Origin of the sequence: Gluconacetobacter brunescens (assembly GCF_048695475.1) — a bacterium.
Lineage (GTDB): Bacteria > Pseudomonadota > Alphaproteobacteria > Acetobacterales > Acetobacteraceae > Gluconacetobacter.
Map to the genome: position 1 here is coordinate 1,747,771 of NZ_JBLHEN010000001.1, position 25,348 is coordinate 1,773,118.

The window sequence follows — 25,348 nt, forward strand, 5'->3', positions numbered from 1 at the left end:
GTCACCGCCCCTCCCACTGCGCCGGCGCCCCGGTCCCGAACGCCGCCACCCCCCGATGGAAATCCGCGCTGCCGTAGCACCGCCGGATCAGGTCGGCCATCTCCGGCACCTCCCCCTCTCCCAGCCGGCGCAACGCCTCGCGCGTCACCGCAATCGTGATCGGCGCATGCCCGCAGATCCGCCGGCAGAACTTGACGACCGCGTCATCCAGTTCCCCGGCCGGCACGATGGCGTGCAGATACCCGATACCCGCCAGATCCTCGGCCGCCGGCATCTCGGCCAGCAGCGTCATGCGCTTCACCCAGCTTACCCCCAGCGTCCTCTCCAGCCGGGCCAGATTGGCGCCCGAGAGGCAATTCCCCAACGTGCGGGCGATCGGTACGCCGAACCGCGCCCCCGCCGCCGCGATGCGAAAATCGCAGGCATTGGCAATCGCCAGCCCCCCGCCGACCGCCCAGCCCTCGACCACCGCCAGAGTCGGCACCGCAATCCCCTCCAGCCGCGCGATGCAGGCGTCGATCCCGCGCTCATACGCCACCCCATCCTCGCCCGAGCGGAAATCGCGAAACTGCACGATATCGGTCCCGGCCACAAAAGCCTGCCCTCCCGCCCCCCGCAGCACCGCCACCCGAACGGAAGGCGTCGCATCGATCCGCTCGATCGCCTCCCCAAGGTCGCGATACATCTGCCACGTCATGGCATTGCGTGCCTGCGGCCGGTCGAAGACAATCGAGGCCACCTCATTATCGATCGCCAGGCGCACCCGCCCGGCGACAGAATCCTGCTGCGCGGTCACGGCGCTCATGACGCAAACGCTCCCTCATCCGCCAGACCGGCAATCGCATCGTCCGACAGGCCGCGCTCGGCCAGGATCTCGCGCGTATGCTCCCCCAGCAGCGGCGGTGGCCGGCGCACGGTCGGCGGCGTGCCGCGCAGCTTCACCGGAAAACCGATATTGGGAATCGTCCCTTCCACCGGATGCGCAATCTCCATCTTCATCTCACGGAATTTCCCATGATCGCTCTCGAACGCCTCCGGATAGGTATTCATCCGCCCGGCGGGGATCCCCTTGGCCAGCAGCGTCTCCACCCATTCCTCCGAGGGCCGCGTCATGAAGACCTTCTCCAGTTCCTCGATCAGCACCACGCGATTAGCCAGCCGGTCGGAAATGGTGGCAAAGCGCGGATCGTCCAGCAGATCCTCCCGCCCCAGTTCGGTGCAGAGCTTGATCCATAATTTCTGGTTGGTCGCCCCCATCACGAAATACCCGTCCGACGCCCGCACCGCCTGATAGGGCGCGCTCATGCGGTTGGCGGTGCCCAGCGGCTCGGGAATAGTGCCCTTCCCCCAATATTCCGAGATATCCCATATCGAAAACGCCATCGCCGAGTCGAACAGCGAAGCATCGATAAACTGCCCCTGCCCGCTCTTCTCGCAGCCGATATAGGCCGCCAGGATCGCATAGGTCGCAAACAGCGCGCAGCCGATATCCGCCACCGGCACGCCCGCCTTCACCGGCGGCCCGCCAGGGTGCCCGGTTACGCTCATCACGCCGGACATCGCCTGCGCCATCAGGTCGAATCCCGGCCGCATCGCCCACGGCCCGGTCTGGCCGAACCCCGAAATGCTGGCGTAAACGAGGCGCGGATTGATCTTCGACAGCGTCTCGTAATCGATGCCCAGCTTGCGCACCACGCCGGGCCGATAATTCTCCACGACGATATCGGCAGTTTTCACAAGATCGAGAAAAACCTGCCGCCCGGCCGGGTTCTTCAGGTTCAGCGCGATGCTGCGCTTGTTCCTGTTCATGTTCAAAAACCCCATGCTGTCATCGCCCTTCATGCGAAAACCCATGGCGCCGCGCGTCTGGTCCCCGGTTCCCGGCGGCTCGATCTTGATGATATCGGCCCCCAGGTCGCCCAGCAGCATGGTGCAGACCGGCCCGGCCATCACCTGGGTCACGTCCAGCACCCGGATGCCGGCCAAAGGCAGCGGCCGCCCGCCCGCCGGGGCGGGCCGGACGCCGCCATCCCTTTCATCATGGGGAACGGATGTGTCGTGAGAGTGGAGCGTTCTGTCCATCATGGGCCCTCCGTCTTTCATCCCGTCTTCGTGATCGAACGGGTGTTGGTATTTTGCATTCATAATTCATAATGCCGGTGTGCTACAAGCATTCCGGCAGGATGGGAGGGACAGTACTCCGTTCTGTGAGAGGCCAGAAAACGCCGCGTCGGCCATGCTCCCCAACGGGACCGGCGACGGCGCACTCAAAAAAAACAAGAAAACGAGGCCGACCATGTTCCATGGCAAGACAATGACGCCGACCGCCTATATCCGTCATACCCTCACCACCGCGCCGGGCCGGATCTTCGGTCTGGTGTGCGTGATGTATTTCATCACCTATGTCGATCGCGTGAACATCTCGACGCTGGCACCGCTGATGGCGCACGACCTGCACCTGTCGAACGTCCAGTTGGGGCTGGCCCTGTCCGCCTTCGGCTATCCCTACGCCCTGCTGCAGATCGCGGGCGGCAGCCTGGCCGACAGCCTGGGCCCACGCCGCACGCTGGTCATCAGCGGGCTGATATGGGGTGCGGCCACCATCCTCACCGGCCTGGTGGGCGGCCTGTTCTCGCTGATCGCCATCCGCGTCCTGCTGGGCATCGGCGAGGGCGCCACCTTCCCCGCCGCCACGCGCGCCGTGGCGGCATGGGTTCCCTCCACCCGGCGCGGCTACGCCCAGGGCATGATGCATTCGTCATCCCGCCTGGCCAACGCCCTCACCCCGCCGCTGACGGTCATGATCGCCCTGTGGCTGGGCTGGCGCGGGGCCTTCATGGCGCTGGGCTGCGTCAGCCTGGGCTGGACGCTGGCCTGGGCCTTCATGTTCCGCGACCGCCCGGCCAGCCATCCGGGCGTCACAGCGGCCGAACTGTCCGAACTCCCGGTCATCGACACGCCCCGGGGTGCCGCCAAACCGTCCATCCCCTGGCGGGCGCTGATCCGCGCCATGATGCCAGCCACGCTGATCTATTTCTGCTACAACTGGACGTTGTGGCTCTACATCACCTGGCTGCCGTCCTTCTTCGTGCAGGCCTACGGGCTGAACCTGAAACATACCGCCATCTTCTCGTTCGGCGTCTTCACCGCCGGCGTGGTGGGCGACACCTGCGGCGGCCTGTTCACCGACTATCTGTATCGCCGCCACGGCAACCTGCCGCAGGCCCGCCGCCAGGTGATCATCGCCAGCATGATCGGCTCCATGCTCTGCCTGCTGCCGGCGCTGTTCGTGCATGATCTCACCACCATCGGCATCGCGCTGTCGGCGGCCTTCTTCTTCCTGGAATTGACTGTCGGGCCGATCTGGGCGATCCCGATGGACATGGCGCCCCGATATGCCGGTACCAGCAGCGGAATCATGAACACGGGCTCGGCCATCGCCGGCATCCTGTCGCCGTTCGCCTTCGGCCTGATCATCGACCTCTCGCACAGCTACAGCCTGCCGTTCTACGGCCCGGTCGTCCTGCTGATCGTCGGCGCCGCCCTGGCCTTCCACTACCTGCCGTCGCGCCCCGACGCCAATGCCGGATCGTCGATCCCGGATTCCACGATCTCCGGCGCGACCCCGGGCGCGCCGCTTTCAGGCTCCCCCCTGCCGGGCCACCCGCTCGGCAACGCCCACGGTCATTGACCTCCGGAGACCCAGCCCACCATGACCGAGCCCACGATCGTCCCGCGCCTCAACCTTCACGACACGATCATCACCGCCCTGCGCGGCATGATTCTCGACGGCGTGCTGGTGCCGGGCGAGAAGATCGCCGAGCGCGCGCTATGCGACCGGTTCGGCATTTCCCGCACCCCGCTGCGCGAGGCGCTGAAGGTTCTGGCGTCGGAAGGGCTGGTCGAACTGCTCCCCCGGCGCGGCGCGGTCGTGGCACAGATCACCGAGGCCGATATCCACAACCTGTTCCCGATCATGGGCGCGCTGGAAGGCGTGGCCGGCGAACTGGCCTGCGCCCGCGCCACCGCGCAGGACATCGCCCGCGTCCGCAAGCTGCACGACGAGATGATGGAAAGCTACGAACGGCGCGACGAACAACGCTACCTGCGCCAGAACCGGCAGGTCCACGAGGCCATCTTCACCCTGGCCCGCAATCCGGCCCTGTCGGAGATGTACCAGCAGATCCTGGCACGCATCCATGTCTGCCGCTTCATCCGGCGCAAGGACGATCGCGACTGGGCCGCCGCCATCGCGGAACATGCCGAATTCATGGACGCCCTGGAACAGCGCGACGGGGCGCGCCTGTCACAACTCATGCGCGACCACATCGCGGGGACCAGCGCGCGCATCGCCCTGGCCTCGCTGGACGGGAGTGAGGAACGAGATGCTGTTTCAATATGACGGCCAGACCCCCGACCTGTCGACCGAAGAGACCTACGTGGCGCCCACCGCCACCCTGATCGGCGCCATCACGCTGGAGGCACAGGCCAGCATCTGGTTCGGCGCCGTCCTGCGCGGCGATTCCGAACGCATCGTCATCGGCGCCGGCAGCAACGTGCAGGACAACGCCGTCCTGCACACCGATCCCGGCTTTCCGCTGGAAATCGCGGAAGAGGTCACGATCGGCCACCTGGTCCTCCTGCATGGCTGCCGGATCGGCGCCGGCTCGCTGATCGGCATGGGCTCGGTGATCATGAACGGCGCACGGATCGGCCGGAACTGCCTGGTCGCCGCCGGCAGCCTGATCCCGGAAGGCAAGATCTTCCCCGACGGCTCGGTCATCCGCGGCCGCCCGGCCACGCTCGTCGGCCCCGTCACCCCGGAACACGAGGCGATGATGAAGCGCGCCAGCCAGTCCTACCGCGACCGCGCACGCCATTATCGCGAGAAGCTACGCCCGGCGTAGAGAAATAGAAACTCCACCCCAAAAGTAAAACCCACCCGGCACGCCCGAAAGACGGCGCAACGGGCAATAGAACAACACGAACAAAGGCGCCACCACCACAATGGCGCCCTTGCGAACGCGCGCACAAATAAAAACAAAAAAACAGGGTCACCAGAAAAATGGCGACCCCACCCCGGACATCCCGAAGAACAGGAAAACTGTCGTGTCCATATCATCCTTTCTTTCCCATATCGGGAACAGGAAGCTGTCCCTCGCCGTCGCGAGCCTCTTCCTCGTCGCCCATCCTGGCCCGCTCTCGGCGGCAACGGCGCCCCCCTATACGGGCCTGACGTCTCCCAGCGGCCCGTCCTTCTTCCTCGACAGCCCGACGGCGTACGACAACACGCCCTTCATGCCCAATACCGAACATGCCTATGGAGACTGGAACAAGCTGCGCGGCAGCCTGGCCAACAAGGGCATCGGCCTGGGCATCGATTATATCGGCGAGAGCGGCATCATCCTCAATGGCGGCCGCACCGACGTCACCGGCTCGGCCGGCTACACGCACCAGGTGGCGGTCCAGGTCAATCTGAACTGGCAGAAGCTGATCGGCTGGAAAGGCTTCAACACGCATTTCACCTTCGTCAACCGCGCCGGCCACAATCTCTCGACCGATGCCGGCGACCGCTCGGTGGTCAATGTGCAGGAAATCTACGGCGGCGGCGGCAATGTCATCGTCCATCTCGTATCCGCCTACGGCACGCAGGATTTCCTGAACCAGCGCCTGCAGCTCGCGCTGGGCTATATGTCGGTCAATCTCGATTTCTCGACCTCGCCGCTTTATTGCACCTTCATGAACAATGCCATATGCGGCAACCCGAAAACCGAAACCAAGGGCTCGATCGGCTTCTCCAATACGCCCAACGGCGTGCTGGGCGGCCGGCTGCGGTTCTGGCCGCTGCATGGCCTGTACATGCAAGGCGGCGCCTATGGCGTCAATTCCGGCCTCGGCCAGCCGCAATATACCCGCACCGGCTTCGAATTCGATACCAGCGCCTATACGGGCGTGTATGTTCCCTTTGAAATCGGGGCTATTCCCGTTTTCGGCCCCCACGCGCTGGTCGGCCATTACAAGATCGCCGCCGCCTACGATTCCTCGCCCTATCCCTCGTACTACACGGACATCAACGGCAATCCCATCCCGCTGACCGGCCTGCCGGCCCGCACCGGTCGCGGCAAGATCCAGGTCTGGACCACGATGGACCAGATGCTCTTCCGCCACGGTCGCGGCATCTACGAGGGCCTGTATGTCATGGCCGGCTACATCCACAACACCCCGCGCGCCTCGCCCTACGAGCATCAATATTATCTCGGCCTGTCCGATCGCGGCATGGTCCCGGGCCGGCCGAACGATGTGATCGGCATCATGGTCAACCATGTCACCGCCAGTTCCACACTCGTCGCAGCCCAGAAACTCGACTACCTGCGCGGCAAGAAACTGCCGGCCAACGCCATCACGCCCCAGAGTTCCGCCACGGTGGTCGAGGCCACGTACAACATCCATATCCGCCAGGGCGTCTGGGTCCAGCCCGACTTCCAGTATGTCATCAACCCCAACCTGGAACGGAAGGTCAAAAACCTCAGCGTCCTCGGCCTGCGCCTGCGCGTGATCTTCTAGCAGACGGTTGCAAGCCGGGCCGGAAACGCCGATCCTCCGCCGCATGTGGAGCGAACCCTATCTGGAAACCTGCTGCCGGTCGGCGCTGCACCGGCTGATGCTCAGCGGCGCGGCGGGCCGCCCGCCGGGCATGAAGGACCAGCCATGCCTGGAACGGCTGGCGCGCATGGGCCTGGCCAGCCAGGACGCCGCCGGCCGCTACCACCCCACGCCGCAGGGCGCGGCCCGGCATGAATCGGAAATCCTGTCGCCGTCATGATCCGGCATGACGATCTGTGGCGCGCGCTGGACACGCTGGCCGCCGAACGCGGCCTCACGCCCTCCGGCCTGGCTCGCGCGGCGGGGCTGGACCCGACCAGCTTCAATCCCTCCAAACGCATCACGGCCGCCGGCCGCCCGCGCTGGCCCGGCACCGAAAGCCTGGCCCGCGTGCTCGACATCACCGGCCTGAGCCTGGAGGCATTCGCCCGCCTCGCGGCCGGCCAGCATCCCCTCTCTCCCACCCCCCGCGCCGCCGCCCGGTCGCGCCTCCGCCTGTCCCCCTTCTCCCATCTCGACCACCCCGGCATGTTCGACGCCACCGGCCTGCCCAGCGGCCGCCACTGGGACCAGTGGGACATGCCCGCCACCACCGAGGCCGACCTCTATGCCGTGGCCCTGGACACCTCCCTGTTCGAGCCGGTCTTCCGCGCCGGCACCATCCTCATGGTCGCCCCCGGCATCCCGATCCGCCGGCAGGACCGGGTGCTGGTCCTGCGCCCCGAAGGCGCCCTGTGCGCGGTGGTGGTCGATGCCCGCGCCGGCGAGGCCACCGGCCCCCTGCTGGCCATGATCGGCGCCTCGGCCGGCGGCGGCCCCTTCGCAGCCGACCCCGCCGACCACCTGCACCGCATCATGATGGCCTTCCTATAGGCCCCTAGCCTGCCAATACCGGCCTCATATGCAAGCCCATTCACCCTTTACAAATAAAAATCATCGCCATTCCACATCGTGGATTTGGACTTGTCATTCTCGGTAACACACAATGGCGGAATACAGATATAAGCATTCAAATATCGATATACAGCACACAGGAAGTTATCCAGACTTTCATTTCTTAAATAACTGCCACATATTTCTATATTCAGCATGAGATCCTTGATAGGAACAACCGAATTGATTAACTTGTACGCCCCTTTCTGGGATATGGCATATCCGCAAAGCCCAAATGCCTCAACGAGCTTCAGCGGCACTGAATTTATATCTTTTTTAGAAAATTCCTTGTGATTTTGAATAAATTTCTCATTGTCGAATCTCGTGACACTATCCAGGATATCCGGAACCAGACTGACCTTCAGCGAACTGTCAAAATTGTTTCCAAACAGTATGATATCCCAGTCCTCTCCGACAGACGAAACGATTCTCTCATATTCAGAAACGAAATTATTGCAGAGAACAGCATCATCTTCGAATATGCAGGCGGTTTTTCCCGTCTCCAGCACCGCGTTCCATATCGTTATGTGGGAAAGGGCATTCGCCAGGGCCGCCTTGGAATAGGGGCAGTCCTTATCAATAATCTCACGCTCGATCAAATCATCTCTATCTATAAGATTCTTGTCGAATGCACTATATCTAATAAGATCAGAAATATGCGCATTGTTTTTTATAAATTCCTCTCTTCTTTTCACATCCTTGTCTCTATTTATATAAATAAGCATGAAATCACCTCATATATGGGCATAATTTAATATTTCTTCACACAAAACAAAGGGCAAGACAAGCGCCGGTCCATATTTTCATTATCCACCAACATCACTCCCGAGCCTTGTCGGAAAGCGGGGGCGCCCAACCGGAGCGCGCTGATGTCGATGACCAGCCCGGCGGTGAGGTACCCCTTCAAGGCCGCCCCGCCGATCACCCGCACCGCGTCATGATGGCCTTCCTGTAGCCCCGGCCAGCGCGCGCAGGGAAACGACCGCCGGCACGGCCTCGCAGTCCGCCAGCACCACCCGCGCCCGAAACCCCCGGTCCGTCCCCGGCACCGGCGAGGCAATCTCCAGCCGCGCCCCCATCTGCCCGGCAATGCTGGCGGCAATGGCCAGCCCCAGCCCGCTGCCGTCGGCGGCACTCCCCCCGCGCACGAAGGGCTCGGTCAGCCCGGGCAGGATCGCTTCCGGCAAAGCACTGCAATCATTCACGATATCCACCACCCCAGCCCGCGACACCGTCACCGCGATCACGGCGTCGGGCGTGCCATGATGGGCCGCATTCTCGATCAGGTTCCGAAACAGGATGCCCGCCGCGTCGATATCGCCCCGCGCGAACAGCGCCTCCATCCCGTCGCAATCCACCGTCACGACGGGAAAGACCGGCGGCATGTCGGCAAATTCCTCGGCCAGGATCTGCAACACCGCGATCAGGTCGAACCGGTCATCCCCCATCGCGGCCCCCGACGACGCGCGCGACAATTGCAGCAATTTCTCCGTCATCCGCCCCAGCCGGCGGATCTGCCCGATCATGGCTGCCACCCGCCCCGGCGCCTCGGGCTCGTGCAACTGCTCGCGCAGCATCTGCGCCTGCGCCAGCAGCGCGCCGATCGGGTTGCGCAGTTCATGCGCCGCATTGGCCGCAAAGGCCCGCTCGGTCGAGAGCGCCTTCTTCAGCCGGTCCAGCAGCAGGTTCACCGCCATATGGATCGCCGACAATTCCTCGGGCAGGTCCAGCGCCGGAATCGGCGACAGATTCCCACCTCCCCGCGCCCGGATTTCCGCCTGCAACGCCGTCAGCGGCCGCAGCGCCCGCCGCACCACCCAACGCACCAGCAACCACACCGCCGGCAGAAACACGATCATCGGCAGGATCGAGATCAGCGTCGCCCGCCGCACCGCCTCACGCCGATGAAAGGTCGGCTCGCCCACCAGAATATAGTGCCCGCCATCCTGCGCCTTGACGACATAGACGCGAAAGCGCGGCCGGTCGTAAAACCCGCCTTTCACCACCGGCACGAAGGTCTCGACCGGCGCGTTCTGTGAACGCAGCAGCAATGTCCCGTCCGGCGTCGCGATCTGATAGGCCAGCGTGCGCGGCCCCACCTCCGGCAGCAGCGCCACCGTCCCCCCGGCGGGGCGCACGGCATGGGCGGCAATGACGAATTCCAGCCGCTCCGCCACCTCCTGCAACGAATTATCCAGCCGCTCCGTCACCTCGTAGCGCGTAAAACCCGCCACCAGCACGCTCAGCAGCGCCAGACAGCCCAGCACCACCACCAGCACCCCGGCCATGATCCGGGTGGCCAGGCTCCATCGTCCCTCACCCCGCCTCATGTCCTGCCCTCGCGCGCCAGCCGGTAGCCGCGCCCGCGCACGGTCAGGATCAGCCCCGCCCCCACCTTCTTGCGCACGCGGCTGATAAAGACCTCGATCGCATTGCTCTCGATCTCCTCGCCCAGCCCGTACAGCGCGTCCTCGATCTGCTCGCGCGAGCAGATCGCCCCGGCCCGCCGGGCCAGCAGCGCGATCACCGCCCATTCCCGCGCCGTCAGGTCCACCTCCTGCCCCTGCCGACGCAGGCTGCGCTGGCCCAGATCGATCTCGACCTCCCCCAGCACCAGCCGGTTGCTGGCCAGCGCGCCATAACGGCGCGAAACGGCGTCGAGCCGCGCCAGCAATTCGTCGAAATCATAAGGTTTGACGATGTAGTCGTCCGCCCCGTCCGAAAGGCCGGCAATCCGGTCGCTGATCTGGTCCTGCGCGGTCGCGATCATCACCGCCATCGCCGACCCGCCCCGCCGGATCTCGCGCAGCAGGTCCCGCCCGCTGCCATCCGGCAACCCCAGATCCAGCAGCAGGAAATCATAGGCGATAGCCCCCAGCGCGGCCCGCGCATCCGCCAGGGTGGTGAACCAGTCGGCGGCATGCCCGGCACGCCGCAACCGCTCCTGCACCGCCGACCCCAACGGCCTTTCATCCTCAACAACCAGGATCCGCACGGCATCCCCTTCCGGCACGAACGAATGGGTTTCCAAAGGGCGACCGCCCTTTGGCGGGGTTCGGGGCAGAGCCCCGAAAGCCTACCCCTTTTTCCGCTCCCGCATCACCCGCGCATAAAGCGAGGGCAACACCAGCAGCGTCAGCACGGTAGACGACACCAGCCCCCCGATCACCACCGTCGCCAGCGGCCGCTCGACCTCGGCCCCCGCACTGGTCGAAAACGCCATCGGAAAGAAGCCGAGGCTGGCCACCAGCGCGGTGGCGATCACCGGCCGGAACCGCTGTTCCGCGGCCTCGAACGCCGCCCGCGCCACATCCATGCCGGTGCGGCGCAGATGCTGGATGGAACTCACCAGCACCACCCCGTTCAGGATCGCGACCCCGAACAGCGCGATAAACCCGATCCCGGCCGAGATGCTGAACGGCAGCCCGCGCACCGCCAGCGCCATGATCCCCCCCGTCGCCGCCATCGGCAGGTTGACGAACACCAGCGCCGCCGACGCCACCGATCCCAGCGCCAGCACCAGCAGCACGAAGATCAGCGCCAGCGCGATCGGCACCACGATCTCCAGCCGCGCCATGGCCGATTGCAGACTGCGGAACTGCCCTTCCCACGTCAGCCGATAGCCGGGCGGCAGCCGCACCTTCGCCGCCACCGCCACCTGCGCGGCCGCCACGTAGGAACTCAGGTCCCGCCCGCGCACATTGGCCTGCACCACCAGCCGGCGCTGGATACGGTCACGGCTGATGCGCGGCGGCCCATCGACCACCGAGACACGCGCCACCTGCGACAGCAGCACCAACCCGGCCCCGTCGGCCCGCCGCACCCGCAGGCCCGCAATCTGCCCCACCGAGCCCACCTGGTCCGGCGCAAAGCGGATCTGCGTATTCACCACCGCATCATCCATGATCACCGGGCGGCCGATATGCCCGCCCACCGCCTCGACCGTGTCCAGAATGTCCGCCATCGCCACATTCAGCCGCGCCGCCCGCTCGCGATCGACATCCACATGAATGAACGGCACGGTGCCATCCCCCTGCGGCGCCACATCGGCCGCCCCGCGCACGCTGTCCAGCGCCGCCGCCACCTGGTCGCCCAGCCGCGACAGCATTTCCAGATCGGGCCCGTAGATCGACACCGCAATCTGGCTGCGCACGCCCGACAGCAGATCGTCCATGCGCATCTGCACCGGCTGGCTCCACGAGAACCGCGCATCGGGCAACCGCTCGCGCAAGGCACGGTCATAGGCCTCGACCAGATCCTCCTGCGTCCGGCCCGTCCGCCATTGCGACGGGTCCTTCAGGAACACGAAACTGTCGGTCTCGTTCACCCCCATCGGATCGGTCGGAATCGCCGAGGTGCCGGTATTGCTCACCACGGTGGCGATTTCGGGAAACCCCATCAGGATCTGCTCCTGCTTGCGAACCGAGTCCAGCACCGTGGGCAGCGAGGCACTGGGCAGGCGCGTCGCGGTCACGACCAGCGCCCCCTCGCCCAGTTGCGGGATGAACTCGCCCCCCAGCCGCGTCGCCAGCACCACCGCGACCAGAAACACCGCGATCGTCCCGCCGAACAGCGGGCCGGGATGGCTCTCCCCCCAGCGCACCGCCGGCCCGTAGCGCCGCCGCAGCGCCGCCACCAGCCGCGTATCCCCATGCGACCGGCTGCCGCGCATCGCCAGCGCCGCGATCACCGGCACGCACAGCACGCAATAGGTCAGCGAGGCCAGCAGCGCCATGATGACAGTCTGCGCCATCGGCCGGAACATCTTCCCCTCGATCCCCTGCAAGGTCAGGATCGGCAGATAGACCATCACGATCACCAGAATGGCGAAGGTCACCGGCCGCAGCACCTGCGCCGTCGCCGTAACTACCTGCGCCCGCAGGTCGGTCGCCCGGTCGGTCTCGCGCATCGCCAGCAGATGTTCCACCACCACCAGCGAACTATCGACGATCATGCCGAAATCGATGGCTCCGAGACTCAGCAGATTGGCCGAAATGCCGAACTGCCGCATCCCCGTCATGGCACAGACCAGGGCAAAGGGAATGACCGAGGCAATGACCAGCGACGCCCGCCAGTCTCCGATCACCACCACCAGCACCACCACGACCAGCGCCGCCCCCATCAGCAGATTGTCGCGCACGGTGCCGATGGTGCGGTTCGTCAGGTCCGACCGGCTGTAATAGGGCTCCAGCGTCACACCCGCGGGCAGGGTACGCCTGATGCCCGGCAGGGCCGCGCGAATGGCGGCCAGCGTGGTATCCGAACTCGCCCCCTGCCGCATCATCACCACGCCGTTGACGATCTCGCCCCGCCCGTCGCGCGTCACGGCACCCAGCCGGGTGCGCGGCCCCATCGACACCGCGCCGACATCGCGCAGGCGGATCGCTGTGCCATCCGCATTGCTCCGCACCGCCAGGGCGCCGAAATCGTCCAGCGTGCGGATCAGCCCGCGCCCGACCACGATCTGCTGCTCGGCATGATGCTCGATCCAGCCGCCGCCCGAAGCCGCGTTGTTGGTATCCACCGCTCGATAGACATCGCCGACCGAAACGCCATAGGCATTCAGCCGCGCCTGGTCGAGCGCCACCTGAAACGTCTCCTCGGCCCCGCCATTGACGTTCACATCCACCACGCCGGGCACCAGCTTCAGTTGCGGCACCACGCTCCAGGTCATCAGCCGGTTCAGCTCCATCAGCGAGTGCCCGGCGCCATGGATCTGGAGCTGCATGATCTCGCCCATGCCGGTAGCCAGCGGCCCCATATTGATCGAAAGCCCCGGCACCGCGATCAGCGAGCGCGCCTGCACGATGCGCTCATTGACCCGCGTACGGTCGAGATCGATGTCGGTATCATCGTCGAACTGCACATAGACCACCGAAACGCCCGACCGCGAGACCGACCGCAGGTCGTTCATCCCCGGAATCCCGGCCATGCTGGCCTCGACGGGGAAGGTGATCAGCCGCTCGACCTCCTCGGTCGCCAGCCCGGGGGCGACGACCGAAACCAGCACCTGCCGGGGCGAGATATCGGGCACCGCCTCGACGGGCAGCCCCACCACCGCCACCATCCCGGCCAGCATGAGCGCGACAGCGGCCCCCAGAACCACGAAGCGGTTCGCCTGGAGCAGGTTCAGCAGGGCAAGCATGTCAGTCGTCCCCACCCATCCCGGCCAGCAGAACCATGGATTTCAGGGCAAAACTGCCATGAGCGGCCACATCCTGCCCCGCCGACAGGCCGGACAGGATCACCGCCCGCCCGTCACTCTCCACACCGACCGTCACCGGCACCGGCCTATAGCTGTCCGCTCCTTCGCGCACGAACACCACGTCCTGGCCCGCGATCTGCTGCACCGCCTCGGCGGGCACCACCATCCCGGTCCGGCTGTCGGCCGTCTCCAGTTCCGCATCCAGCATCATGCTCGGCCGCAGCGCGCCGTCCGGATTGGGCACGACACTGATCACGCGCACCAGGCCGGTGACGGGCGACGCCGCACCGCTGACCGAACTGATCCGGCTCTCGATCCGCCGCCCCCCCAGCAGCACGCTCTGCCGTCCGCCCACCGCCAGCCGCGCGGCATCCTGCGGCGACACGTCGGACACGATCCAGACCGACGACAGGTCGACCAGCGTCGCCGCCACCTGCCCGGTCTCGATATCGCCGCCCGACGACACCCCCACATCCTGCACCATGCCGTCGATCGGGGCGAGCAGCGACGAGGTCTCGTCCCCGCCGGTCGTCGTCCGTTCACTGACGGAATTGAATTCCTCCTCGAAGCGATGGGTCATGGTGCCCACATCCGCCTGCCGGGCGGCCACGGTGCTGCGCGCCTCCTGCAGCACCGCCAGCCGGCGCCGGACCTCACCCTGCGAAACGGTGCTACCCGCCAGCGCCCGGGCCCGCTTCCACGCCGCCTCGGCCTCGGCCTGCGCCGCCAGCGCGCTGGCCAGGCCGGCATGCATCTGCACCGCCTGCAACCGCGCGACATGCAGCGAATGGTCCAGATAATCGACCAGCACGCTATCGCGCGCCACATGCTGCCCGGCCATGACATGCACCCGCAGCACCTTGCCCGCCCCCACGGGCCGCACGCGCACGATCCGCGTCTCGTCCGCCATCACGCTGGCCAGCACCGGCAGCATGCGCGACAGGCTCCCCGCCCGCGCCACACTGTCGGTCAGTCCCTCCGCCCGCCGCGCCTCGGCCCCGATCGTCACCGGCGCGGGCGGCGCCGGCGCCTCAGCCCAAACGGCGGGAGACAGAACAGGAGACAGCGTAAGACAGCCCAGCCCGACCACGCGCCCCAACCGCGCCCGCAAATGGCTCATGGCGTCATCCCGGTCGCAATGGCCGCCCGCAGGATGGCCGCATGCCAGCCGATTTCGGCGGAATTCAACGCCAGAATGGCGTTATAGGCCCCCAGCCGCGCCCGCAATGCCTCGATCAGCGCCGCCTCTCCCACCTGCCAAGCCTTTTCCATTTCATCGGCCCGCCGGTTCAGCGCGGCGGCCGAGGTGCGGGCGCTCTCCAGCGTCGTCCGCGCCGCGTCCAGCCGGGCGCGCACCTGCGCCAGTTCCACCTTCACCATGCGCCGCGCCTGCACTTCCTGGCTGCCGGCCGCCGCCAGCCGGTTGCGGGCCTCGGCCATCATCGGCACGTTGCGCGCCTCGCTGGGTAGCGGCACCGAGATCTGCACCCCCACCCGGTTGTCCCACGGGCTGCCGTACGACCCTTCATGGATCGCCCCGACGCCCACTTCCGGATTGGGCATGAATGACGCCCGGGCCAGCCGCACCGCTTCCTGCGCGGCCGCCACGTCGCGATGGGCGGCCCGCACGCGCGGATCGTTATCCTCCACCACCTGCGGGGTATCCAGCCGCGTGCGCGCCAGAAACCGCGCATCATAAGAGAGAATGTCGGGCAGGCCGGGCCGGCCGAGCAGCACCGCCAGCGCCGCGCCGGTCGTATCCACCTGTTCGCGCGCCAGCCCGGCCTCGGTCCGCGCGGCGGCCAGTTCGGCGGCGGCCGCCTGCTGGTCGGCGGCGGTCGATTCCCCCACACGCCCGGCCCGGTCGATCGCGGTGCCGACGCGCTGCATCGCCTGCACCAGCGACAGCGCCACCGCCTGCCGGCGCTGGGCGATCACGAGGGCGGAGGTCGCCTCCAGCACCCGCACGGCAACGGCCATATGCGCGACATTCAGCTTTTCCTGCACGCTGGCCGATTCCGCCTGCGCCACCCGCCGTGTCGCCGTACCCTGCCCCGGCAGCCACAGCGGCACCGAGACCGTGCCCTGATAGGTCGTGTAGCCAATGTTGGTGCCGATGAAATGGTCGTCGAAATATTGCGCCGACACCACGGGCCCACCGGGAAACCAGGATTTCGCGGCATCCGCCCGCGCATCGGCCGACTGCCGGTTGGTCGTCAGTTCCGCCCGCGTCGGATCGACCGCCCACGCGGCGCTGACCGCCTCGTGAAAGGACAGCTCGGCCGCCCGCGCCCCACCGGCCGCCCCCACAACCAGCCCGACGCCCAGAACCCAGACGCCCAGAATCCCGGCCCCCAGAATCCCGGCGCCAAAAACCCTGGCCAGCATGGCACCCCGAGCCGGCTTTCCGACATCCTGCCGACGCAACAGGCCCCCTGGCATCCATCCGTCCCCGCGCTCCGGATGGCCCGCTGCCATCCCTGCCGAAAGCGCGCTCTAACACACCAAGCTGACAGGACCCTGAACGCGAAACCGAAGCACCGGAGCCACGGGAGAATTTACGCGCGACCCGCTGACTTTCACGGGGTTTTGGCCTATGTCTGCGCCCATGACCGACACACCGCTCTCGCTGATCCGCAATTTCTCGATCATCGCCCATATCGACCACGGCAAGTCGACGCTGGCCGACCGGCTGATTCAGGCCTGCGGCGCGCTGACGGCGCGCGAAATGACCAACCAGGTCCTGGACAACATGGAGCTGGAGCGCGAGCGCGGCATCACCATCAAGGCGCAGACGGTGCGCCTCACCTACCCGGCCAAGGACGGCAAGACCTACGTCCTCAACCTCATGGACACGCCGGGCCATGTCGATTTCGCCTACGAGGTCAGCCGCTCGCTCGCGGCCTGCGAGGGCTCGCTGCTGGTGGTCGACGCCTCGCAGGGCGTGGAAGCGCAGACGCTGGCCAACGTCTACCAGGCCATCGACGCCCATCACGAGATCGTGCCGATCCTGAACAAGGTGGACCTCCCCGCCGCCGAGCCCGAGCGCGTGAAGGCGCAGATCGAGGAAGTGATCGGCATCCCGGCCGACGACGCGGTCCAGATCTCCGCCAAGACCGGCCTGAACATCGAAGGCGTGCTGGAAGCCCTGGTCACCCGCCTGCCCCCGCCGGTCGGCGACGACACCAAGCCGTTGCAGGCCCTGCTGGTCGATAGCTGGTACGACCCGTATCTGGGCGTGATCATCCTGGTGCGCGTCAAGGAAGGCCGGCTGAAGCGCGGCATGCGCGTGCGCATGATGTCGAACGGCGCGGTCTATAACGTCGACCAGGTCGGCGTCTTCGCCCCGCGCATGACGCAGGTCGACGACCTGGGCCCGGGCGAGATGGGCTATGTCAACGCCGCGATCAAGACGGTGGCCGACTGCAATGTCGGCGACACGCTGACCGACGACCGCCGCCCGGCCGAAACCCCGCTGGCGGGCTTCAAGCCGTCGATCCCGGTGGTATGGTGCGGCCTGTATCCCGTCGATGCCGACGATTTCGAAAAGCTGCGCGACAGCCTGGCCAAGCTGCGGCTGAACGACGCCTCGTTCCATTACGAGGCCGAGACCTCCGCCGCCCTGGGCTTCGGCTTCCGCTGCGGCTTCCTCGGCCTGCTGCACCTGGAGATCATCCAGGAGCGCCTGAGCCGCGAATTCAACCTCGACCTGATCGCGACCGCCCCCTCGGTGGTCTATCGCCTCTACCGCACGAACGGCGAGATGGAGGAACTCCACAACCCCGCCGACATGCCCGACGGCTCGGTGATCGAGAAGATGGAGGAACCCTGGATCGTCGCCACCATCATGGTGCCCGACGAATATCTGGGCGCGGTGCTGACCCTGTGCACCGAACGGCGCGGCATCCAGAAGGACCTCACCTATGTCGGCAACCGGGCCATGGCGGTCTACCGCCTGCCGCTGAACGAGGTGGTGTTCGATTTCTACGACCGGCTGAAATCGGTCTCGCGCGGCTATGCCAGCTTCGACTACCAGATGGACGGCTACGAAGAGAGCGACCTGGTGCGCATCTCGATCCTGGTCAATCTGGAGCCGGTGGACGCCCTGTCCTTCGTCGCCCACCGCTCGGCGGCCGAGAGCCGGGGCCGCTCGATCTGCGCGAAGCTGAAGGAGCTGATCCCCCGCCAGCTCTTCAAGATCGCGATCCAGGCCGCGATCGGCAGCCGCGTGATCGCGCGCGAGACGATCGGCGCGATGTCCAAGGACGTGACGGCCAAATGCTATGGCGGCGACATCTCGCGCAAGCGCAAGCTTCTGGAAAAGCAGAAGGAAGGCAAGAAGCGCATGCGCCAGTTCGGCAAGGTCGAAATCCCCCAGAGCGCCTTCCTGGCCGCCCTGAAGATGGACCACTGACCCGACCACCGACCGACCACGGGCCGGCCACTGGCCGGCCCACGAACCACCCCACCCCACCGTGCGCCGCCGCAGATGCGGCGCACCTTTACCCCCTTGCGCCGGCCGGAATTATTGCTATGTTCCCGCCCCATACCGACGGGCCCGCCGAACAGGCAGCCCCGCCAGTGCGCCGGAGAGATGGCCGAGCGGCTTAAGGCGCACGCTTGGAAAGCGTGTGTGCGTTAATAGCGTACCGTGGGTTCGAATCCCACTCTCTCCGCCATGCCACATAAGGCATTGATTTTCCACCACAACTTAGATGGCTTCCCACAGTGTGACACATGCTTGTGACACACGGATCGACATGGCCACACCCTATATGACCCAGCGTGGAAACACCTGGTTTCTACGTGTCAGGGTTCCTTCTGACCTTCGCCCGGTTGCCGGGTGCTATGTTGTCAGGACACTGCGAACCCATGATAGGATGACGGCACGAAACAGGGCCGTAGCCTTGGTGGCGACACTGTCGGGACTCTGGGATGAAATGCGTCTGAAGCTGGCCCAGGCCATCAAGGCTTATAACGACAACGACATCACGCTGTCGGACCTGAAAGCCTTCCTGCGCGAGCATCGGGACGAAATCGACCAGTTGCCCCAGACCGACCTGAAGCTGGTGGCCGACTGGATGAACGCCAGAAGCGACCGCCTGGACGGTGAAAATCGGGCAGAACGGGCCAATCTGGAAAACATCCGAATCCTGACCGATGCGTGGGCCGATGCTCATGGCAAGGGCGTCACGGAAGGGCTGGAACGGGCTATCAGACTTGGTGGTCTGGGTGCCACTACAAGCCCTGTCCCTGTCACGGTAACAGCAGAATCGAAAGAAGCCGACACTTGGTCCATGACCCCTTGGCCAGAGCTAGAGCACATCCACTGAAATATGAATCGTGGGGATGACGCGGAGTGCGGATTGTGATTCACCGTTTCCATTGATGGAGATGGTGATAGCGCGAGCATTGAGTGACGATCTTCGGGTGCGCGTTCTGGAGGCCGGCGCAGCGGGCGGGTCAGCCCGCTCAGTAGCGAAGCGGTTCGGGATCGGGATTTCCACGGCGATCCGGTGGCTTCGGCGCGAACGTGAAAGCGGCGAACGGGCGGCACGCCGCCAGGGCAAGCCACGCGGCTCAAAGCTGGACGGGCATGAAGCCTTTATTGCTGGCATGATCGAAGCGCAAAAAGACATCACACTCAACGAGATGGTCGCGCGCCTGCAGGGTGAGCAGTCCGTCGGGATCGGCCGCAGCATGCTCAGCCGATGGCTGCGACAGCGCGGGTGGACATGCAAAAAAAGACCGCACATGCATTGGAGCAGGAGCGCGAAGATGTGCTGACACGTCGGCAGGACTGGTTCGACGGCCAGCCTGATCTCGATCCGCACCGCCTGGTCTTCATCGACGAAACCAGCCTCTCCACGAAGATGGCCCGCCTGCGTGGTCGCGCCTTACGCGGAGAACGCTGTCGGGCTGGTGTTCCTCATGGCCATTGGAAAACCACGACTTTCACCGCCGGCTTGCGCCTCACGGGCATGACCGCACCCTTCGTGCATGAAGGCGCCATGAACGGCGAGATTTTTCAGGCCCATGTCGAGCATGGTCTCGTGCCGACGCTGAGCCCGGGCGATATCGTCGTGCTGGACAATCTGCCCGCTCACAGGATGCCGGGCGCGCAAAAGGCCATCGAACGAGTGGGGGCACAGATGATGTTCCTGCCTCCCTATAGTCCCGATTTCAACCCGATCGAAATGGCGTTCGCCAAGCTCAAGGCCCTCTTACGAGCCAAGGCAGCAAGAACCGTCACAGCGCTGTGGGACGCCGCCGGATCAGTCCTGGATGCTTTCACTCCAGGCGAATGCGCCAACTTCTTCACCGCCGCAGGCTATGAACCGGAATAACGTGGACGCGCTCTAGCAGGCTGTCGGGTTGGGGTACCAGCCTCTGGCGATCTGGGGTAAGCTTTCAGGATGAGCAGCTTCATCCCATTTGATCGATCGCAGCCGTATCTTCTGCCGCCGGATGTGAAGTCATGGCTGCCGTCGGACGATGTGGCGCATTTCATCGTGGCGGCGGTGGAGCGGGTGCCGCTGGGGGCCTTTTCGGTGCCCCGGCGGACTGGCGGCAAGGCACAGTATCATCCGCGCCTGATGCTGGCGCTGCTGATTTACGCCTATGCGAACGGCGTATTCTCATCGCGTCGGATCGAACGGGCGACATATCGTGACATCGGTATGCGCTTTGTGCCGGCGAACCTGCATCCTGACCATGACACGATCGCGACGTTCCGGCGCGGCAATCGCACGGCGATCGAGGCAGCGTTCCTGCATGTGCTGGAACTGGCACGCGAGACGGGGCTGATGCGGCTTGGCACGGTGTCGATCGATGGCACGAAGATTGATGCCAATGCCCCGAAATACCGTTCCATCCGTTATGATCGCGCGAAAGAATTGCGCGAGAAGCTGACCGCCGACATCGCCACCCTGATGGAGCGGGCAGAAGCGGCAGATGCAACCAATACGGATCACCAGGCCTTGCCGGAGGAACTGGCCCGCCGGGAGGCTCTGAAGGCAAAGCTGGATGAAGCCTGTGCGCGGCTGGAAGCGGAAGCCCGGGACCAGGCCGAGACCGCCCGGCCCGAATACGAACGCAAGAAGACAGCCTTTGATGCGAAGCGGGGACGGCGCGGTCGGCCGCCGAAAGAGCCGGACGATAAACCGCCACCAGACCGGCAGATCAACCTGACCGATCCGGACAGCAAGCTGATGCGTCGCTCCGACGCCCATGAATACCGGCAAGCCTACAACGCCCAGGCCGTGGTTTGTGCCGAGGGTAGCCAGTTGATCCTGGAACATGGGGTCGTTGCGACGACGGCGGACGCGCCCAGCTTCGCCGCCACCATCCTGGGCATGGAAAAAAGGATCGGCCTGCCACGCACCGTCCTTGCCGACACGGGTTTCGCCAGCGGCAAAGCCATCGGACTATTGCAGGCCAGCGGCGTGGATCCGCTGGTCGCCATCGGACGCATGGACCGGCGCCCTTATGACTTCCGGGCGGAACCGCCACCCAGGGAGCCGCGCCGGATCACCGAGCCCTGGCGCCTGGAAATGAAGGCCAGGCTGCAACAGAACCCGGCAAAAGCCCTTTACGCCTTACGCAAGCAGACCGTCGAACCGGTCTTCGGCATCATCAAAAGCGCCATGGGTTTCACCCGCTTCCACCTCCGTGGCCTCGCCAACGTCGCAACAGAATGGACGCTCGTCGCCCTCGCATAGAATTGCCGCAGCATCACACGGCTGACGGCCGCGTAAACGCCCTCGCCACTTATCACTATAGCAGGGCCCAACCCGACAGCATGCTAGATGGCCTCGTCTGCCCGCCGCCCGCCTCCGCCGATCGGACCTCCTCCGCAATCAGGACGAAGGCGGTTATAGGGTCAGGAAGGCACTCCAGACACCGCCCTACTCTTCTCAGAGTTGCGTCATCGGCATGACCACTCTTTGACGCTGGCAACCCAATCCATCGATCCCGAGTTCAACAACGTCATCGGCCTGAAGGTACACGGGATACGGCCGCCTTCCCATACCGACGCCCGCCGGTGTTCCCGTTGCGATAACATCGCCAGGCATAAGGGTCATATAACGACTGACATATGAGATAATAGTCTGAACGCTGAAGATCATCTGCCCGGTATTGCTAAACTGCATGCGCTGACCGTTTACGTTCAGCCATACATCCAATGATTGCGGATCAGGAATCTCATCGTGTGTGACAAGCCACGGACCAAGCGGCCCGAACGTATCGCAGCCCTTCCCCTTATCCCACTGACCGGACTGCTGCTGAAACGCCCGCTCGGACACATCATTGGCCACGCAATAGCCGGCAACGTAGCGCAAAGAGGAATGTGCGGAAACGTTCCTCGCACGAATACCGATCACGACAGCCAGTTCGACCTCCCAGTCCAGCCGGGTGCTCCCGACAGGAGAAACAATATCGTCGTCAGGCCCAGACAGCGCAGTAATGGCCTTCAGAAAAATAATCGGTTCATCAGGAGCAGGCAGACCGACCTCAGCCGCATGGTCACGGTAGTTGAGTCCGATACCGATATATTTTCCACACCCACTCACGGGCACACCATACCGAACCGGTTCTCGAACATATGGCAACGTGACAGGATCAATGTCGGCCAGCGCGGCAAGCGCGTCCGGCGACAGATATTCAGGTGACAAATCCGGTATGATGCCTTCAAGGCTTCGCAAGAGTCCGTCATGATCGATGATACCTGGAACCTCTGCCCCAAGCATACCGAAACGACACAACTTCATGTTTTTCCCCTCACGAAACAGCTTAACTATGCGCGATGAAAGCACCGAGGTCTATCGTGTCCAGCCTCGCGTTTCAGGAACAGGCATGGCACGGTCAAGAACCATTCCCCTCTGATCGATCAGAGGCATTTGTCGTCCCGCAGGACTGGCCCAACCTTACGATTCCCTCGCACTCAGTAAGGACAGAACATGTCGTTTCATATTATTAAAGGCCATGGACGTAATATCACGTGGGCGAGGTAATTCGACAGACATGAACTCAGCGATACGGCCGGGTCGGGCAGACATTACTGCGACATGCGTACCCAACGTCAAAGCCTCGTCAATACCATGCGTAACAAATACGATCGTCGCTCCGCTAACCTCCCAGATGCGCGTCAACTCCGCCTGCATCTGCATCTTGGTTTGCTCATCCAACGCACCGAACGGCTCATCCATCAGGATCACACGTGGATTCATGAGGAGAACCCGGGCTATTCCCACCCGTTGACGCATACCACCTGAAAGTTGCGCGGGGAGGTGATTTTCAAAACCAGCCAGCCCGACCATTTCGATAAACGGCTGGGCCTGCTCGCGTTGCGCCCTCCGCCCGACTCCCTTGAGACGAGCATGAAAGGCCACATTCTCCCACACATTGAGCCAGGGCATCAATGTCGCCTGCTGAAAAACCATGCCTCGATCCGCGCCGGGACCGCTTACGATATCGCCATCCACACTTACCGTACCGGTCGTCGGATATTCGAACCCCGCTATCATATTCAGCAACGTCGACTTTCCACATCCCGATGGCCCGAGAAGGCAAAGGAAATCGCCGTCGCTTACGCTCACATCTACCCGATCAAGCGCAAGCATATCTTCGCCCGCCTTGCCGCGAAACCGCTTGGTAACGCTCTCGACTCTTATATTTGCCATCTCATCCCTTTCCTGCAATCGTGGTTCCACGCTGCCACCGAAGACTGACATTCATCAATAGCCGCAAGGCAAGATCACTAAGATAGCCGAGCATTCCAATGCTCGCCATTGCCGCCATCACCAGATCGTAGCGAACGAAATAATAGGAATCCCAAAGCACATAGCCGATCCCAGACCTGACGGCCACCATTTCGGCAGTCACCGATAACATCCACGCGCTACCAATTCCAATACGTAGACCGGCGAAAATCCCTGGCAATGCCGCCGGAAAGACGATGTACAGCAAAATCTGCCATGGCTTAGCGCCCATCATCTCACCGGCGCGCACCAGATTCCTGTCCACCGCCCTCACGCCATAGACCGTATTCATCATAATAGGAAAAAAAGATCCTAGAAATACGAGAAAGATCGCAGGCGGATCAGCGACCCCGAACCAGATAATAGCCAATGGGATCCAGGCGACCGGAGGAATCGGTCTCAATATCTGCAAGGTCGGTTCCATGAGTATGTCAGCGAGATTTGACCAGCCCATGGCAATACCAATCAGAACACCGCCTATGACAGCAAGACCATAGCCGCAAGCGACCCGCCTTAGGCTCGCTCCGGCATCAATGGCCCAATGACCGCTATAATCGAGCGCGGTTCCCTGAAAACCGGTTATCCAGTCCCACCATATCATCAAAATGCCAGAAGGTGCCGGTAACAGTCCACGTGTAATGTACCCAAGCCGGGAAGCCGCTTCCCAAAGCAATAGCAAGGCCAGAGGAACCAGAAGACGTCGCGCGTACTGCGAAATTATCATGTCTAACCACCCAATTCCGGAATCGTCTTAGAAGTCGCCTTTTCTAGAAAACGATAATCCATATGTGCTGCCACATCTTCAGACCTGTCCCGCGATATATATTTCAAGGCGAACATCATTCGCGCGATTGCCTGCGCCTGAGAGCGATGCATGCGATAATCTGGAACCAAATTTCCAACCGCATCTGTAACAATATCACGATCCAGTCCGGTCGCCGACATGACAGTATCAATCCACAATCCATGGTCACGGTCGATTGCCGCGTTCACCGCGACGACCGCGTCTACAACGGATTGTATGCCCGCTGGATTGGACTGCAGCACATCGGCGCGTGTAATCATCAAGTTCGTCAAATTGCCGCTTGCTGTCTCATAAGGCGATGCGAAATAGATACCCGATCTCAAATGCCTGATCTTCGAAGCAAACGGCTCAACCGTACAGATCAGGTCTATGTCACCCCGAGCCAACGCCGCCGGATGGTCGGCCGGATTGGGAATGTTCACAAACTGAACGTCTTCACCAACACGTATATCGTGTTCTTTAAGAATCGAGCGTATCTGCAAATCTTGCGGACTGCCGCGCGATGCGGCAAAACGAAGCATCTTGCCTCCGGCCTTATAACGAGCCGCCCAAGCTTTCAGCCCCTCCCAGTCACCCGCCTTCAACCCAAGATCAGGTCGTATTACTATTTGGGAGCCGCCGCTGACCTGTCCGGCCACTGCCACAAGATCGATTCCCCTGTCCAAGCCCATCGGCAGACTCATGTAGGTCAATTGTCCAATATCGATAACATGCGACAAAAGCGCGATAAAAACATCACTACCTGTATTGAACGGCAGCAACTCAATCCGGATTCCATTACCCGCATAACGGGGGACCAGCTTAAGAGAAAGACAATGGGCACATTTCGCATATCCCAATCGGATCACGTTTTCATCTGCTTGCGCCGGCTTGATGTAAAGAAACGCCGTGATCCAAATCCAAATCAAAATCCATACCGCGCTCCTTGCGCGCGATAGAAAGGAACATTTTTCTAAAACAGACCGACAGCCATGCCGACCCCGCTGCAAAACTTGCCGATACGTTTCCACTGCCACTGCTCGCTTTCTATCGCACTCAGGC

The 25,348-nt window shown here is 63.8% G+C and carries 22 protein-coding genes and 1 tRNA gene; 11 read left to right on the top strand and 12 right to left on the bottom strand.

Annotation, left to right across the window (positions count from 1 at the left end; all coding sequences use genetic code 11):
* Position 1: 1 nt before the first annotated feature.
* On the bottom strand, positions 2-805 hold the full coding sequence (locus tag ACMAUO_RS07800) for an enoyl-CoA hydratase (protein ID WP_420356351.1): 804 nt from the start codon (positions 803-805) through the stop codon (positions 2-4).
* The gene (locus ACMAUO_RS07805; protein ID WP_420356352.1) at positions 802-2,085 is read right to left on the bottom strand and encodes a CaiB/BaiF CoA transferase family protein; all 1,284 of its coding nucleotides are present in this window, start codon (positions 2,083-2,085) and stop codon (positions 802-804) included. Before ACMAUO_RS07805 ends, ACMAUO_RS07800 begins: the two co-directional genes overlap by 4 nt.
* A gap of 211 nt (positions 2,086-2,296) precedes the next feature.
* On the opposite strand from ACMAUO_RS07805, the gene ACMAUO_RS07810 reads away from it, so the two are divergent.
* From ACMAUO_RS07810 to ACMAUO_RS07835, 6 genes are all read left to right on the top strand, one after another.
* Positions 2,297-3,691, top strand: coding sequence for an MFS transporter (locus tag ACMAUO_RS07810; protein ID WP_420356353.1), 1,395 nt, complete (start codon positions 2,297-2,299; stop codon positions 3,689-3,691).
* 21 nt (positions 3,692-3,712) lie between these two features.
* On the top strand, positions 3,713-4,402 hold the full coding sequence (locus ACMAUO_RS07815) for a GntR family transcriptional regulator (protein WP_420356354.1): 690 nt from the start codon (positions 3,713-3,715) through the stop codon (positions 4,400-4,402).
* Complete coding sequence (locus ACMAUO_RS07820) at positions 4,386-4,907, top strand: gamma carbonic anhydrase family protein (protein ID WP_420356355.1); 522 nt, start codon at positions 4,386-4,388, stop codon at positions 4,905-4,907. Before ACMAUO_RS07815 ends, ACMAUO_RS07820 begins: the two co-directional genes overlap by 17 nt.
* 202 nt (positions 4,908-5,109) lie before the next feature.
* Positions 5,110-6,564: a carbohydrate porin gene (locus ACMAUO_RS07825; RefSeq protein WP_420356356.1), complete on the top strand. Its 1,455-nt coding sequence runs from the start codon at positions 5,110-5,112 to the stop codon at positions 6,562-6,564.
* Positions 6,565-6,607: 43 nt separating this feature from the next.
* A complete protein-coding gene (locus ACMAUO_RS07830; RefSeq protein WP_420356357.1) occupies positions 6,608-6,823 on the top strand; it encodes a hypothetical protein in 216 nt (71 codons plus the stop codon).
* Positions 6,820-7,476, top strand: a complete 657-nt coding sequence (locus ACMAUO_RS07835; protein WP_420356358.1) for a helix-turn-helix transcriptional regulator — start codon at positions 6,820-6,822, stop codon at positions 7,474-7,476. The genes ACMAUO_RS07830 and ACMAUO_RS07835 overlap by 4 nt, the downstream gene beginning before the upstream one ends.
* Positions 7,477-7,523: 47 nt before the next feature.
* On the opposite strand, the gene ACMAUO_RS07840 is transcribed toward ACMAUO_RS07835, so the two are convergent.
* The 6 genes from ACMAUO_RS07840 to ACMAUO_RS07865 all read right to left on the bottom strand — a co-directional run bounded on the left by ACMAUO_RS07840 (position 7,524) and on the right by ACMAUO_RS07865 (position 16,183).
* Positions 7,524-8,261 (bottom strand): glycosyltransferase family 25 protein, encoded by a 738-nt coding sequence (locus ACMAUO_RS07840; protein WP_420356359.1) that lies wholly within the window; start codon positions 8,259-8,261, stop codon positions 7,524-7,526.
* Between the two features lie 210 nt (positions 8,262-8,471).
* Positions 8,472-9,866 (bottom strand): sensor histidine kinase, encoded by a 1,395-nt coding sequence (locus ACMAUO_RS07845; protein ID WP_420356360.1) that lies wholly within the window; start codon positions 9,864-9,866, stop codon positions 8,472-8,474.
* Positions 9,863-10,531, bottom strand: coding sequence for a response regulator transcription factor (locus ACMAUO_RS07850; RefSeq protein WP_420357233.1), 669 nt, complete (start codon positions 10,529-10,531; stop codon positions 9,863-9,865). The genes ACMAUO_RS07845 and ACMAUO_RS07850 overlap by 4 nt, the downstream gene beginning before the upstream one ends.
* 81 nt (positions 10,532-10,612) lie before the next feature.
* Positions 10,613-13,681, bottom strand: coding sequence for an efflux RND transporter permease subunit (locus tag ACMAUO_RS07855; RefSeq protein WP_420356361.1), 3,069 nt, complete (start codon positions 13,679-13,681; stop codon positions 10,613-10,615).
* Position 13,682: 1 nt separating this feature from the next.
* Entirely contained in the window at positions 13,683-14,861 is a 1,179-nt protein-coding gene (locus ACMAUO_RS07860) for an efflux RND transporter periplasmic adaptor subunit (protein WP_420356362.1), read from the bottom strand.
* Positions 14,858-16,183 carry a TolC family protein gene (locus tag ACMAUO_RS07865; RefSeq protein WP_420356363.1) on the bottom strand — a complete coding sequence of 442 codons (1,326 nt, stop codon included), beginning with the start codon at positions 16,181-16,183 and terminating at the stop codon, positions 14,858-14,860. The genes ACMAUO_RS07860 and ACMAUO_RS07865 overlap by 4 nt, the downstream gene beginning before the upstream one ends.
* Before the next feature lie 166 nt (positions 16,184-16,349).
* Between ACMAUO_RS07865 and lepA the strand changes: the two genes are divergently transcribed.
* The 5 genes from lepA (at position 16,350) to ACMAUO_RS07890 (ending at position 21,462) form a co-directional block, all read left to right on the top strand.
* On the top strand, positions 16,350-18,155 hold the full coding sequence (gene lepA / locus ACMAUO_RS07870) for a translation elongation factor 4 (RefSeq protein ID WP_420356364.1): 1,806 nt from the start codon (positions 16,350-16,352) through the stop codon (positions 18,153-18,155).
* 174 nt (positions 18,156-18,329) lie between these two features.
* Positions 18,330-18,420: transfer RNA gene (locus ACMAUO_RS07875), tRNA-Ser, on the top strand.
* 96 nt (positions 18,421-18,516) lie between these two features.
* Positions 18,517-19,074: a DUF6538 domain-containing protein gene (locus ACMAUO_RS07880; protein ID WP_420357234.1), complete on the top strand. Its 558-nt coding sequence runs from the start codon at positions 18,517-18,519 to the stop codon at positions 19,072-19,074.
* A gap of 67 nt (positions 19,075-19,141) precedes the next feature.
* Positions 19,142-20,088 (top strand): IS630 family transposase gene (locus ACMAUO_RS07885; protein WP_420357235.1). Its coding sequence is split into 2 segments (ribosomal slippage): positions 19,142-19,478 and positions 19,478-20,088, totalling 948 coding nucleotides; the frame shifts between segments, so codons are not numbered across the junction.
* 69 nt (positions 20,089-20,157) lie between these two features.
* Positions 20,158-21,462, top strand: coding sequence for a transposase (locus ACMAUO_RS07890; RefSeq protein WP_420356365.1), 1,305 nt, complete (start codon positions 20,158-20,160; stop codon positions 21,460-21,462).
* 195 nt (positions 21,463-21,657) lie between these two features.
* On the opposite strand, the gene ACMAUO_RS07895 is transcribed toward ACMAUO_RS07890, so the two are convergent.
* The 4 genes from ACMAUO_RS07895 to ACMAUO_RS07910 all read right to left on the bottom strand — a co-directional run bounded on the left by ACMAUO_RS07895 (position 21,658) and on the right by ACMAUO_RS07910 (position 25,323).
* Complete coding sequence (locus tag ACMAUO_RS07895; protein WP_420356366.1) at positions 21,658-22,512, bottom strand: fumarylacetoacetate hydrolase family protein; 855 nt, start codon at positions 22,510-22,512, stop codon at positions 21,658-21,660.
* Positions 22,513-22,668: 156 nt separating this feature from the next.
* The gene (locus ACMAUO_RS07900) at positions 22,669-23,424 is read right to left on the bottom strand and encodes an ABC transporter ATP-binding protein (protein WP_420356367.1); all 756 of its coding nucleotides are present in this window, start codon (positions 23,422-23,424) and stop codon (positions 22,669-22,671) included.
* Between the two features lies 1 nt (position 23,425).
* Positions 23,426-24,226: an ABC transporter permease gene (locus ACMAUO_RS07905; protein ID WP_420356368.1), complete on the bottom strand. Its 801-nt coding sequence runs from the start codon at positions 24,224-24,226 to the stop codon at positions 23,426-23,428.
* A 2-nt stretch (positions 24,227-24,228) separates the two neighbouring features.
* Positions 24,229-25,323 carry an ABC transporter substrate-binding protein gene (locus ACMAUO_RS07910; protein ID WP_420356369.1) on the bottom strand — a complete coding sequence of 365 codons (1,095 nt, stop codon included), beginning with the start codon at positions 25,321-25,323 and terminating at the stop codon, positions 24,229-24,231.
* Between the last annotated feature and the right edge of the window lie 25 nt (positions 25,324-25,348).

Coding starts and splice junctions, on each gene's coding strand:
- ACMAUO_RS07835 (WP_420356358.1), top strand. CDS start 6,820: ATGATCCGGCATGACGATCTGTGGCGCGCGCTGGACACGCTGGCCGCC.
- ACMAUO_RS07895 (WP_420356366.1), bottom strand. CDS start 22,512: ATGAAGTTGTGTCGTTTCGGTATGCTTGGGGCAGAGGTTCCAGGTATC.
- lepA (WP_420356364.1), top strand. CDS start 16,350: ATGACCGACACACCGCTCTCGCTGATCCGCAATTTCTCGATCATCGCC.
- ACMAUO_RS07865 (WP_420356363.1), bottom strand. CDS start 16,183: ATGCCAGGGGGCCTGTTGCGTCGGCAGGATGTCGGAAAGCCGGCTCGG.
- ACMAUO_RS07900 (WP_420356367.1), bottom strand. CDS start 23,424: ATGGCAAATATAAGAGTCGAGAGCGTTACCAAGCGGTTTCGCGGCAAG.
- ACMAUO_RS07820 (WP_420356355.1), top strand. CDS start 4,386: ATGCTGTTTCAATATGACGGCCAGACCCCCGACCTGTCGACCGAAGAG.
- ACMAUO_RS07845 (WP_420356360.1), bottom strand. CDS start 9,866: ATGAGGCGGGGTGAGGGACGATGGAGCCTGGCCACCCGGATCATGGCC.
- ACMAUO_RS07805 (WP_420356352.1), bottom strand. CDS start 2,085: ATGATGGACAGAACGCTCCACTCTCACGACACATCCGTTCCCCATGAT.
- ACMAUO_RS07830 (WP_420356357.1), top strand. CDS start 6,608: ATGTGGAGCGAACCCTATCTGGAAACCTGCTGCCGGTCGGCGCTGCAC.
- ACMAUO_RS07880 (WP_420357234.1), top strand. CDS start 18,517: ATGACCCAGCGTGGAAACACCTGGTTTCTACGTGTCAGGGTTCCTTCT.
- ACMAUO_RS07855 (WP_420356361.1), bottom strand. CDS start 13,681: ATGCTTGCCCTGCTGAACCTGCTCCAGGCGAACCGCTTCGTGGTTCTG.
- ACMAUO_RS07905 (WP_420356368.1), bottom strand. CDS start 24,226: ATGATAATTTCGCAGTACGCGCGACGTCTTCTGGTTCCTCTGGCCTTG.
- ACMAUO_RS07860 (WP_420356362.1), bottom strand. CDS start 14,861: ATGAGCCATTTGCGGGCGCGGTTGGGGCGCGTGGTCGGGCTGGGCTGT.
- ACMAUO_RS07815 (WP_420356354.1), top strand. CDS start 3,713: ATGACCGAGCCCACGATCGTCCCGCGCCTCAACCTTCACGACACGATC.
- ACMAUO_RS07800 (WP_420356351.1), bottom strand. CDS start 805: ATGAGCGCCGTGACCGCGCAGCAGGATTCTGTCGCCGGGCGGGTGCGC.
- ACMAUO_RS07890 (WP_420356365.1), top strand. CDS start 20,158: ATGAGCAGCTTCATCCCATTTGATCGATCGCAGCCGTATCTTCTGCCG.
- ACMAUO_RS07840 (WP_420356359.1), bottom strand. CDS start 8,261: ATGCTTATTTATATAAATAGAGACAAGGATGTGAAAAGAAGAGAGGAA.
- ACMAUO_RS07810 (WP_420356353.1), top strand. CDS start 2,297: ATGTTCCATGGCAAGACAATGACGCCGACCGCCTATATCCGTCATACC.